Here is a 9,012-nt window from a genome sequence, read left to right as displayed (position 1 = left end):
CCCCCGCGCCGCCCGCGGAGCCCTCCGCGCCGCCCATGCCGTCCGTCCCGGAAGGCTGACCGGGCGCTGTCCGGGAGCGGCCCCCTCGCCATGACGCCCGTTCGCCTGCGAACAGATGACCTACGGATCTTCTTTCGTGGATCTATGGCGGGTCGCGCCCCAGCGGCCCCTGCTTCCCGTACAGTTGCCGCCCGGTCGGGTCCGGTCGGGCAGGGCGGCCCGACGGGTGGGGACTGCGGAACGGCCGTAGCTTGGATGTGGATCCGTCGGCCGGAGGGGACGGGCGGGAAGCAGTGACGTCACGACCAACCGACTACGCGGCGCTGTTCGCGGAGACGCCGAGTCCGTACCTGGTCCTCGGGCCGGACCTGGTGATCGTGGATGTCAACCGCGCCTATCTGCGGGCCACCGCCCGCACCCGTGAGGAGCTCATCGGGCAGTACATCTTCGACGCCTTCCCCGACAACCCCGCGGACCCGGACGCCGACGGCGTGCGCAATCTGAGTGCCTCGCTGCACCGCGTGCTGATGTCGCGGCAGCCCGACACCATGGCGCTCCAGAAGTACGACATCCCCGTCAGCGGCCTGCCGGGCACCTTCGAGGAGCGGTGGTGGTCGCCGATCAACACTCCCGTCCTCGCCGAGGACGGCACGGTCGCGTGGATCATCCACCGGGTCGAGGACGTCACCGCCTTCGTCCGCTCCCGCCGCTTCCGCAGACCGGCGCCCGACGGCGACGCGCTGAGCGAGCGCGAGGAGGCGATGGAGGCCGAGCTGTACGCCAGGGCCAGGGAGCTCCAGCGCCTCAACGAGGAACTGCGGCAGGCGCACGCCCGTGAACGGCAGGTCGCGCTGACCCTCCAGGAGGCGATGCTCCACACGCCGGACCTGGAGCGGCACAAGGACGTCGTGGTCCGCTATCTGCCCGCCGTCGGGTCGCTCAACGTGTGCGGGGACTGGTACGACCTCGTCGACCTGCCCGACGGCTGCTTCGCCGTCGCGGTCGGCGACGTCGTCGGCCACGGCCTGGAGGCCGCCACCGTCATGGGCATGCTCCGCAGCGCCCTGTCCGCCGCGACCCGGGCCGTGCCCGGCCCGGCCAAGGCGCTGGAAGTGCTCGGGCTCTACGCGCGCTCGGTCGACGGAGCGCTGGCCGCGACGGCCTTCACCTGCGTCATCGACGCGTCCGAGAGCCGGCTCACCTACAGCAGCGCCGGTCACCTGCCGCCCGTACTGCTGCACGCCGACGGGAGCCACGACCTGCTGGGCCGGGCGACCGACCCGCCCCTGGCGGCCAGCTTCAAGCACATGTCCCGGCGGCAGGCGGAAGTCCGCTACCGGCCGGGTGACACGCTCATCCTCTACACCGACGGGCTCGTCGAGCGCCGCCACGAGGACATCGACACCGGCCTGGCCCGGCTGACCGGAGCACTGGCCGACTCCGCCCGGCTCGACCCCGAGCAGCTCGGCGACGCCCTGCTGGCCCGCCTGGGGGTCAGCAGCGGCGCCCGGGACGACATCGCCCTGGTCATCGTCCGCCTCTGAGGGGGCCCGGGGGCCCTGCGGGCGCGCAGCGGCCCGTGCCCGCCGGCACGGGGCCGTGCTCCCCGGCGCCGCCCCCGCGCTCACTCCCGGTCCTGGTCACTGCCGCGCCCGCGCCGCCCGGAGAAGGGCCGGGCACGCAGCGCGTGCACCGCGTTCACGCCGACGATGCCGGCCCAGCTGACGACCAGGCCCTCGATGCCGGCGTTCGTCACGCCGATCGCCGACAGGGGTACGGCCAGGATCAGCGACACCAGGCCGAAGCCGAAGCGTTCGCCGAACGACGAGTCCCCGGCCTGCGACGGGCGGGTTCCCCGGGCGACGGCCGTCTGCTGCTCGGCGAGCTGGCGGCGCACCAGCTTCTCCATCGTGCCGTCGAGCCGCTGCTCGACCTTCTCCAGGAACGACTCGACCAGCGCGGTCTCGTAGTCCGCGCCGAGTTCCCTGCGGGCATGCAGGGTGGCGTCGAGTTCCTTCTTGAGTTCCACGTCACTGCCGGCGTCCATGCGTTCACGCTAGGGGGCGCGGACGCCGCGGACAGGGGGGCTAACCCCCCTCTTGCCTGTCTCCCCCTGCTTGCATACGGTCATGCAGAGACCCGGAGTGATGAATAGGACCGGGGGTCGGCCGGCCTGCGAGGGGAATCCGGGGCGTGAGTGAGAGTTCGGCATGAGTGAGAATCCGGGTGCGCGGCTGCAGCACCTCTTCGAAGGGCACCGGCTGACACCGACGCAGCGCAGGATCGCGCACTGCATGGTGCGCCGGGCCGCGGACGCCCCCTTCCTGTCCAGCGTCGAACTGGCCGAACTCGCCGGCGTCAGCCAGCCCTCCGTCACCCGGTTCGCCGTCGCCCTCGGATTCGACGGCTACCCGGCCCTGCGCAGGCACCTGCGGGAGGTCGCGCCCGCGGAGCCCGCGGCGGCGGACGGCACGTACAACGCCTATCAGCAGGCGGTCCACGCCGAGATCGAGAACCTGCGGCACCTGGCGGCGCTGCTCGCCGACCCGGAGCCCGTCGAACGCGCGGGACGCCTGCTGGCCGCCTCCCGCCCGCTGCCCGTCCTCGGCCTGCGCGCCGCCGCCGCCCAGGCCCGCGGCTTCGCCTACTTCGCCGCCAAGGTCCACCCGGACGTGCGGCTCCTCGACGAGGGCGGCTCCATGCTCGCGGACCGCATCGACGGGGCCCGCAGGGCCGGGGCCACGACCCTGCTCTGCTTCGCCCTGCCCCGGCACCCCAAGGAGGTCGTCGAGGCGCTGGCGTACGCGAAGGAGAGCGGCCTCGGTGTGGTCACCGTGGCCGACAGCGCCTTCGCCCCCGTCGCCCGCCACAGCGACCTGCTGCTGCCCGCCGCCGTCGGCACCGGTCTCGCCTTCGACACGGCCTGCTCGCCGATGCTGCTCGGCCGCGTCCTGCTCGAGGCGATGTGCGACGGCCTGCCGGACGCGCAGGTGAGGCTGGAGGCCTTCGACGTGCAGGCGGCCGCGCGGGGTCTGTTCGCCGAGTGACCGCCACCGGCGGATCCGGCGGCGCGGCGGCATCGGGCGGATCCCGCGGCTTCCGTGCGGCAACTCTTAGACAACGCTCAGAATGCGGCGCTAGCCTCCCGACCGATGACCGACGTCGGTAGGCACGGGAGGCAGTCGTGGGGCGTGAAGGGGCCACATCGCTGGTGAGAGTGGCGGTCCTGGTCCGGGCGGGCAGCGGCCCGCTGTGGTGGTCGGGAGTGCTGGCCGCGGGCATCGGGGCGGTGCCGCCGGGGATCACCGGACGGCGCATCGGCGTACTCGCGGGAGCCGTGCTCCTCCTGCTGGCCTTCGCCGCCGTCGCCCTGGTCCGGGGCAGGCGCTACACGCACTTCGCGCGGACCGCCACCCGTGCCGCCAGGTCCGCATACCTCCAGGACCGCGGGGTCACCATCAGGAACTGGCGCCGCTCCCACCGCTGGTGGCTGCTCCTCGCCTTCCTCGCCGCGGTCGGCTCGTCCTTCGCGGTGCCCGCCGCCGGCGGCCTGCTGCTCGCGGGCTGCGGCGCGGGCCTGTGGGCCAAGGCCGTCCGCCTCGGCCGCCTGGAGCGCTCCCGGGAGTGCCTGCTGTGGGTCCGCACGGACTGGATCGCCAAGGGGGCGGTCGGCAAGCCCGTACGGGGCTTCCAGAGCACCGGCATCGCGGCGGGCGACGCCGCCCCCGGCGGGGCCCGCAGGCGCAGCACGGTGGCCGTCTGAGCCCGCTTGCGCGGCCCAGTCCGTGTCCGAGGAGTCCCGCCCCGGCGCGCGGCGCCCGGCACGACCCGCGCGCTCGGGCACGCCGTGCGGCGCGTCGTGGGCAAGGACGCCCCGCTCCGCGGCGAGAGCTGGGCGGTCCGCAGGCCGGACCACTGCCTGGACCGGCTGCGCGCCCCGGAGTTCGCCGAGCACGTCTGGACCGAACGCCTCACCGTCCCCCGGGCCGCCGACCACATCGCCGCTTCGGCGGGCCTGGCCCTCGTCCCGGACAGGGACGGCCCGCTGCGCGGCCGGCTGCGGCGCGCGTGGGCGGGGGCGAGGCACATCCGCTTCGACCGACGGGACGGCGGACCGGCGGGGTCACTCCTCGCCGCGGGCCCTGAGGACCGCCTTGTTGAGGCCCCACAGGGCGATGCCGATGGCCAGCAGCACACCGGCCCGGATGTAGACGTTGGCGGGCCGGTCGGCGAACGGGCTGGCCAGGACGAGCGAGGTGGCGGCGCCGAGCACGGGGAAGACCGTCGGTGTACGGAAGTGGGCGTGCTCGACGCGGTCGCGGCGCAGTACCAGGACGGCGATGTTGACGACGGCGAAGACGCACAGCAGCAGGAAGGCGGTGGTGTCGCCGAGACCCTCGATCTCGCCGGTGGAGACGAGCCCGACGGCGAGGAGCGAGACGAAGACGATGCCGACGACGGGGGTGCGGCGCTTGGGCAGGACCCGGCCCATGGCGCGCGGCAGGATGCGCTCGTTGGCCATGCCGTAGCAGAGCCGCGAGGCCATCATGATGTTGATGAGGGCCGAGTTGGTGACGGCGAACAGGGCGATCAGCGCGAAGAGCCGGGGCGGGAAGTCGATGCCGCCGGCCTTGACGACCTCCAGCAGCGGACCGCTCGACTCCTCGAGCACGCGGTGGTCGACGAGGAGCGAGGAGGCGACCGCGACGAGGACGTAGACGGTGCCGGTGACGGCGACGCCGGTGAAGATGGCGCGCGGGAAGGTGCGTACGGGGTCCTTGGTCTCCTCGGCCATGTTCACGGAGTCCTCGAAGCCGACGAAGGCGAAGAATCCGAGCGCGGTGGCGCCCAGGACGCTGGTGAACAGGGCGAACCCGGTCCCTGAGGCCTCGAACTCGGTGAGCCGGGCGGGCTCGCCCTCGCCGGTCAGCACCGCCCACGCGCCGATCACCAGGACGATCAGCAGGCCGGTCAGCTCGACGAGGGTGAGGACGACGTTCGTCTTGACGGATTCGGAGACGCCCCGCAGGTTGAGCGCGGCCAGGGCCAGGATGAAGAGGATGGCGACGAGGGTGGGCGGGAAGAAGTCCGTGAACTCCTGGAGGTAGTCGCCGCTGAAGGCGCGGGCGGCGGCGCTCGCCGAGGACAGGCCCGACGCCATGACCATGAAGGCGATGATGAAGGTCAGGAACGGGACCTTGAACGCCTTCTGGGTGTAGAGCGCGGCGCCGGCCGCCTTGGGGTACTTGCCGACGAGTTCGACGTACGAGGCGGCCGTCAGGATCGCCACGGCGAAGCCGATGACGAAGGGCAGCCACAGGGCCCCGCCGACCTTGCCCGCGACCTTGCCGGTCGTGGCGTAGATGCCGGTGCCGAGGATGTCGCCGATCACGAAGAGGACCAGCAGCTTCGGTCCGATCGCGCGGCGCAGCGGGGTGTCGCCGCCACCGCCGGGCCGGGGTGCTGTGCCGGTGTCTGCTCCGGTCGTGGACATGGGACCTGGGACCTCCCCCGTGCGCGCGTCGTCCGCGGTGGACAACGACTCTCCTGTCCGATCGGTTCGCCGCCATGCGCCGCGGACGGGCTGCCGGAGCGTTACCGGTGCGTACCGTAACCAAGGGTGTGCGGGTGCCCGGTCAGGGGGTGTGCGATCAGGGGGTGTGCGGCCGTGCGGCGCCCCGCCCGAAGCCGTCCAGCGCGCGGGCGTGCGCCCCGCCCGACTCGGCGACCAGCTCCGCGAGGGTCTGGGCGTCGCGCAGGGTCACGAAGCGCATGTCCCGGGTCTCCTCGTCGGCGGCGTAGCCGTGCACGGCGGGCCTGGGCAGGGTGTTGTACGAGAAGTGGCTGGTGAAGAAGTACGCGCCGGTGTCCGGCAGGGCCACGAGGTCGCCCTGTGCGAGCAGCGGCAGCTCGCGGGCCTGGGCGACCAGGTCGCCGGCGAAGCAGGCGGGGCCCGCCACGTCCTGGACGACGAGGGGGCCGGCGTCCCTGGGCCGCCCCGAGGCGTCGTAGGGGAGGATTCGCAGCGGCCAGGAGCCGGGCGCGAAGACCGTACGGGTGGCGATCTGAACCCCCGCGTGGGTGACGGCGATGGGCCGCTCGCCGGCCGACTTGGCGTATTCGACGCGGGCGAGGACGGTGCCCTGCTTGGCGAGCAGCGAGCGGCCGAACTCGGTGACCAGCCCGTAGCGGCCGTCGAAGAGGCCGGGGACGGCGTCCCGGAGCAGCCGGGCGTACGCGTCGAAGCCGGGGTCGCCCTCGTCGGAGCCGAAGTCGACGGGCAGGCCGCCGCCGATGTCGACGGTGTCGATCCGGCGGTGGCCGACGGCGGCGTTGATCTCCTCGGCGAGTTCGTAGACCTCGCGCACGCCCCGGGCCATGAGTTCCAGGGGCATCCCCTGGGAGCCGGTGTGGGCGTGGATCCGGGTGAGCCAGGGGCGCTCGGCGTAGGCGCGGACGACCCATTCGCGCGCCCCGGGGTCCCGCAGGGCGACGCCGAACTTCGACGTCCCGGTGGCGGTCGACATGGCGCCGATGGAGCCGCCGCCGATCTGCGGATTGACCCGGAAGCCGATGGGGGACCGGGTGGGGGCGGAGCGGACGAGCCCGTCGATGCGCTCCAGTTCCTGCGGGTTGTCCGCGTTGACCGCGATCCCCAGGGCGAGCGCCTCGCGCAGTTCGGCGGCCGTCTTGGCGGGGGAGTCGAGGACGGTGCGGTCCGGGCCGACGCCCGCCGCGCGGGCCAGCGCGAGTTCGCCGGGGCTGGCGACCTCACAGCCCAGCCCCTCGGCCGCGAGCAGCCGCAGCACGGGGACGAGGGGCGTGGCCTTCACGGCGAACGCGTGCAGCACGGGTCCCCGGGTCACGGCGGCGAAGGCGGCGGTGAGCCGCTCGGCGCAGGCGCGGATCCCCGCCACGTCGAGGAGGCAGACGACCGGTTCCCGCGCGCCGACCAGACCCTGCTCCACCGCGGCCCGTACGGCCTGATCGCGTCGCGCCGCCCGCTCCTGAGTCATGCGGATCAGCCAATCACCCGGGGGTGGCGGGCGCAGCTATTGACTAGAACTATTCATGTAGTCAGGATGTGAATGATGGCTAAACAGCGGTGAGCGACCACCAGGAGGCAGCCCATGTCAGGACCGCGACCCGTACGGGCCCCGCGCGGCACCGAGCTCAGCGCACTGGGCTGGCAGCAGGAAGCCGCGCTGCGGATGCTCCAGAACAACCTCGACCCCGAGGTCGCCGAGCACCCCGACAAGCTCGTCGTGTACGGCGGCACCGGCAAGGCGGCCCGCGACTGGCGGTCCTTCGACGCGATGGTGCGGACCCTGACGACCCTCAAGGGCGACGAGACGATGCTGGTCCAGTCCGGGCGGCCCGTAGGCGTCATGCAGACCCACGAATGGGCCCCGCGCGTCCTCATCGCCAACTCCAACCTCGTCGGCGACTGGGCGAACTGGGAGGAGTTCCGCCGCCTGGAGGCCCTCGGCCTGACGATGTACGGCCAGATGACGGCCGGCTCCTGGATCTACATCGGCACCCAGGGCATCCTCCAGGGCACGTACGAGACCTTCGCCGCCGTCGCCGCGAAGAAGTTCGGCGGCACGCTCGCGGGCACCATCACGCTGACCGCCGGGCTCGGCGGCATGGGCGGCGCCCAGCCGCTCGCCGTGACCATGAACGACGGCGTCGCCATCTGCGTCGACTGCGACCCGCGGGCCATCGAACGCCGCATCGAGCACCGCTACCTGGACGTGCGCGCCGACTCCCTCGACGACGCCCTGCGACTGGCCGTCGAGGCCCGGGACGCCCGCCGTCCGCTCTCCATCGGCGTCCTCGGCAACGCCGCCGAACTCGTCCCGCGGCTGCTGGCCATGAACGCGCCGATCGACATCGTCACCGACCAGACCAGCGCCCACGACCCGCTGTCCTACCTGCCGCTCGGCGTCGCCTTCGAGGACATGGCCTCCTACGCCGCCGAGAAGCCCGCCGACTTCACGCACCGCGCCCGCGAGTCCATGGCCCGGCACGTGGAGGCGATGGTCGGCTTCATGGACGCCGGCGCCGAGGTCTTCGACTACGGCAACTCGATCCGCGGCGAGGCGCGACTCGCGGGCTACGACCGTGCCTTCGCCTTCCCCGGCTTCGTACCGGCGTACATCAGGCCGCTGTTCTGCGAGGGCAGGGGACCCTTCCGCTGGGCCGCCCTGTCCGGCGACCCCGCCGACATCGCCAGGACCGACCGGGCGATCCTGGACCTCTTCCCGGAGAACGAGTCGCTGGCCCGCTGGATCAGGCTCGCGGGGGAGCGGGTCCGCTTCCAGGGACTCCCGGCACGGATCTGCTGGCTCGGCTACGGCGAGCGTGACCGCGCGGGCGAGCGCTTCAACGACATGGTCGCGTCCGGCGAGCTCCGGGCGCCGCTGGCCATCGGCCGCGACCACCTCGACTGCGGCTCCGTCGCCTCGCCGTACCGCGAGACCGAGGCCATGCTCGACGGTTCCGACGCCATCGCCGACTGGCCGCTGCTCAACGCCATGGTGAACGTGGCCTCCGGCGCCTCCTGGGTCTCCGTCCACCACGGCGGCGGCGTCGGCATGGGGCGCTCCCTGCACGCCGGGCAGGTCACGGTCGCCGACGGCACGAAACTGGGCGGCGAGAAGATCCGCCGCGTGCTCACCAACGACCCGGGCATGGGCGTCATCCGGCACGTCGACGCGGGGTATGAGCGCGCGGAGACGGTCGCGGCGGAGAAGGGCGTCCGCGTGCCCATGCGGGAGGGGGAGGAGTGACCCGGCGAAGCGACACCGGTACGCCGCCGTCCCCGTCCCCCGGGCCGACGCCTCCGCCCCCGACCAGGGGTGCGACGCCTCCGCCTACGCACGGCGGTGCGACGCCCACGCCTACGCGCGGTGGTGGGGCGGTCCTGTCTCCGTCCGGCGGTGTGACGACTCCGCCTACGCCCGGTGGTGCGGCGCCCGCGCCCGGCCGCGCGGAGCACGCGGTCCCCGG

Annotated in this window: 7 protein-coding genes; 4 read left to right on the top strand and 3 right to left on the bottom strand. The window is 73.4% G+C overall.

Going from position 1 to position 9,012, the window contains the following annotated elements; translation table 11 throughout:
• Positions 1-293 precede the first annotated feature (293 nt).
• Positions 294-1,544 (top strand): SpoIIE family protein phosphatase, encoded by a 1,251-nt coding sequence (locus tag GUY61_RS30120; RefSeq protein ID WP_166633412.1) that lies wholly within the window; start codon positions 294-296, stop codon positions 1,542-1,544.
• An 80-nt stretch (positions 1,545-1,624) separates the two neighbouring features.
• Here GUY61_RS30120 and GUY61_RS30115 read toward each other — a convergent pair whose 3' ends face one another.
• Complete coding sequence (locus GUY61_RS30115) at positions 1,625-2,047, bottom strand: hypothetical protein (protein ID WP_166633411.1); 423 nt, start codon at positions 2,045-2,047, stop codon at positions 1,625-1,627.
• Between the two features lie 163 nt (positions 2,048-2,210).
• Here GUY61_RS30115 and GUY61_RS30110 point away from each other — a divergent pair, with 163 nt between their 5' ends.
• Entirely contained in the window at positions 2,211-3,047 is an 837-nt protein-coding gene (locus tag GUY61_RS30110; protein ID WP_166633410.1) for a MurR/RpiR family transcriptional regulator, read from the top strand.
• 170 nt (positions 3,048-3,217) lie between these two features.
• Positions 3,218-3,763, top strand: a complete 546-nt coding sequence (locus GUY61_RS30105; protein ID WP_313896941.1) for a hypothetical protein — start codon at positions 3,218-3,220, stop codon at positions 3,761-3,763.
• 360 nt (positions 3,764-4,123) lie between these two features.
• On the opposite strand, the gene GUY61_RS30100 is transcribed toward GUY61_RS30105, so the two are convergent.
• On the bottom strand, positions 4,124-5,494 hold the full coding sequence (locus GUY61_RS30100) for an APC family permease (protein WP_166633408.1): 1,371 nt from the start codon (positions 5,492-5,494) through the stop codon (positions 4,124-4,126).
• A gap of 157 nt (positions 5,495-5,651) precedes the next feature.
• A complete protein-coding gene (locus GUY61_RS30095; RefSeq protein WP_166633407.1) occupies positions 5,652-7,016 on the bottom strand; it encodes a diaminopimelate decarboxylase in 1,365 nt (454 codons plus the stop codon).
• 114 nt (positions 7,017-7,130) lie between these two features.
• Here GUY61_RS30095 and hutU point away from each other — a divergent pair, with 114 nt between their 5' ends.
• Positions 7,131-8,792: a urocanate hydratase gene (gene hutU, locus GUY61_RS30090; protein WP_166633406.1), complete on the top strand. Its 1,662-nt coding sequence runs from the start codon at positions 7,131-7,133 to the stop codon at positions 8,790-8,792.
• Positions 8,793-9,012 lie beyond the last annotated feature (220 nt).

The organism is Streptomyces sp. GC420, from assembly GCF_009916105.1.
In the GTDB taxonomy this organism is placed as follows: Bacteria; Actinomycetota; Actinomycetes; order Streptomycetales; family Streptomycetaceae; genus Streptomyces.
Note: the sequence above shows the minus strand (reverse complement) of the source record. Positions and strands in the feature narration are given on the sequence as shown.

Bases quoted from the DNA above. Each gene is read 5' to 3' on its own strand.
- GUY61_RS30115 (WP_166633411.1), bottom strand. From the start codon at position 2,047: ATGGACGCCGGCAGTGACGTGGAACTCAAGAAGGAACTCGACGCCACC.
- GUY61_RS30110 (WP_166633410.1), top strand. From the start codon at position 2,211: ATGAGTGAGAATCCGGGTGCGCGGCTGCAGCACCTCTTCGAAGGGCAC.
- GUY61_RS30100 (WP_166633408.1), bottom strand. From the start codon at position 5,494: ATGTCCACGACCGGAGCAGACACCGGCACAGCACCCCGGCCCGGCGGT.
- GUY61_RS30095 (WP_166633407.1), bottom strand. From the start codon at position 7,016: ATGACTCAGGAGCGGGCGGCGCGACGCGATCAGGCCGTACGGGCCGCG.
- hutU (WP_166633406.1), top strand. From the start codon at position 7,131: ATGTCAGGACCGCGACCCGTACGGGCCCCGCGCGGCACCGAGCTCAGC.